Consider the following 2,190-nt stretch of genomic DNA (forward strand, 5'->3'; position numbering starts at 1 on the left):
GGCCGGGTGTTGGCCGACACGCTGGAGAACGTCGACCAGATAGTCGTACGGGTCGACGTGGTGCAGCCGACAGGTTGCGATCAGGCTCTGGACGATGCCGACGTGCTGGGCGCCCAGCTCGGTCCAGCTGAACATCCAATTTTTCCGACCCATCGGAATCGGCCGTAGCGCCCGTTCGAGGTGATTGGTGTCGATCGGCACATCCGGGTCGGCCAGAAACACTTCCAGCGCTGCACGTCGCTTGTGGGCGTAGGCGAGCGCCTTGGTCAGCGGGCTGCTGGGCAGGAGCCCCTGGGCCGCCAGACTCTCCTTCACCCAGCCGAAGAACGCCTCGACGATCGGCCGCGCGTGATCGAGCCGGTACTCGCGCCTCGCGTCCCCCTTGAGCTTGGCCTCGCGGAGCTTCGCCTCGACCGCGTAGAGCGCGCCGATATAGTCGAGCGCCTTGGCCGCCAGGTCGGGCTCGGCCGCTTCGGCGTTGATGAACTCGCGTCGGCAGTGCGTCCAGCACTGCGCGTGGGTCAGCCCGGTCTTGCCGGCATAGGCCTCGTAGGCGCCATAGCCATCGGAGAGCAGCACGCCGCCCTCGACCGGGGTGAGCCCGAGTACCTTCTCGACGTTGCTGTGCGCACGGCTCTCGAAGAAGGGGAAGCAGATCTCGTCGAGCTCGCCATAGACCGGCCAGAAGTAGCAGCCCTTCATCTTGCCCGGGCCGGCGCGGCCGGCCTTGATCGGGGTCTCGTCCATGGCCTTGACGCGGCTCGTGCGGATCGAGGCCAGCTGGGCCGCGTAGATCGGCTCGAGCAGCGCGGCGGCCTGCGCGGCCAGTTGGGTGAGCCAGGCGCGGCTGACCGTGATGCCGGCATCGAGCAGGCGCTGGTGCTGGCGGTACAGCGGCAGGTGCCAGGCGAACTTGTCGAGCAGCAGGCCGACGAGGAAGCTCACGTCGGCGCGGCACCCGTCGATCACCCCCGCCGGGGCCGCCGGGCAGTGGAGCGTCTGCGTGTCGCGACGCTTGATCACCGGGCGCACGTATTTGAGGATCACGTAGCTGCCCGGGCGCTGCGCCAGGCGGTGGCTGACCTTCTCGCCGATCACCTCGTACTGGTCAGGCGAGAGCCCTTCGAGCTCCGGGTTGGCCAGGGTGATGGTCTCGACCGGCACGCGGGCTTCGTCGAAGAACAGCGTGGCGTCGTTCTTGTCCTGGGCGAAGTCGGTGCGTGGCGTACGCCGCGTGTGGCCGGCCACCGGCTTGCCGGGGGGCTCGGGCGGCGCATCGGGGATGGGGAGTTCGCCCAGGTGCATCTGCGCCGGGTGCGGGGCCAGCGGGCGCTTCTCGCTCTTCTGGCCGAAGAGCTGGCGCCGGAACCACTCGAGTTGGTGTTGGATGGTCTGCACTTCGCGTTGCAGCGCCGCATGCGCCTGGGCCAGTTCGACGACGCGCTCGGGCGCCCACTGGGCGGCTTCGGCGGGGGTCGGAACGGGGGTGGGATGCGGGCGCGGCATGGCCCGTATTTTACCGTAAGCCCCAGCATTCATGCGGGTTTCAAGGCAGTCTCGGGCCGTTTGTAGCGGCGTTTGTAGCGGGCGGGCTCGATGCCTTCGAGGAGCAGCTTGAGCCCGGTCCAGTCCATCTGGCGCGTGGCGATGTGCGCCCAGTTCGACACGAAGCGCCCCTCTTCGAGGCGCTTGGCCCACACACAGAATCCGGTGCGATCCCAGTACAGCACCTTCATCTGCGTGCCGCGCCGGTTGATGAACACGAACAGCTCGCCCGAGAGCGGATCGCACCCGAGCGCGTGGCGGGTGAGCGCGTAGAGGCCATCGAAGGATTTGCGCATGTCGACCGGCTGGCCATACACATGGACCCGGACGGCGCCTTCGGGGAAGAACATCAGCCGCGCGACAGGTGGAGGATCACCCCTGCGCCCAGATCGAGCCGCAGTTCGAGGCGGCCCCCAGCGCCGAGCAGGCCCGCGTCGACAAAGCCGGTTTGCTGCGCGCCCGGCGCGGGCAGCTCTACGCCGCGGGAGACGTCATCCGCCAGCAGGCTCCGCCACCGCCTGAAGCTCGATACGCTGAGGCCTTCATGGGCGCAAAACGCCTCGATCTCCAGGCCACTGGCGGCGAAGCGCGTCAGCACCTCGCCCCACGCCTCGCGGCTACGCCGCTGCCGCTTGTTGTTGCTTG

General features: G+C 68.5%; 3 protein-coding genes. All 3 read right to left on the minus strand.

The window, feature by feature from the left end; translation table 11 throughout:
- Nucleotides 1-1,506, minus strand: a 1,506-nt coding sequence (locus Q1W26_RS18440) for an IS66 family transposase (protein WP_300443109.1), incomplete at its 3' end; no start/stop codon positions are given.
- Between the two features lie 29 nt (nt 1,507-1,535).
- The gene (gene tnpB, locus Q1W26_RS18445) at nt 1,536-1,895 is read right to left on the minus strand and encodes an IS66 family insertion sequence element accessory protein TnpB (protein ID WP_141355114.1); all 360 of its coding nucleotides are present in this window, start codon (nt 1,893-1,895) and stop codon (nt 1,536-1,538) included.
- The coding region (locus Q1W26_RS18450; RefSeq protein WP_300443111.1) for an IS66 family insertion sequence element accessory protein TnpB at nt 1,895-2,190 on the minus strand (296 nt) is incomplete at its 5' end. The genes Q1W26_RS18450 and tnpB, both read right to left, overlap by 1 nt.

The sequence above is a fragment of the Zoogloea sp. genome, assembly GCF_030157465.1.
Taxonomy (GTDB): domain Bacteria; phylum Pseudomonadota; class Gammaproteobacteria; order Burkholderiales; family Rhodocyclaceae; genus Zoogloea.

Bases quoted from the DNA above. Each gene is read 5' to 3' on its own strand.
- tnpB (WP_141355114.1), bottom strand. From the start codon at position 1,895: ATGTTCTTCCCCGAAGGCGCCGTCCGGGTCCATGTGTATGGCCAGCCG.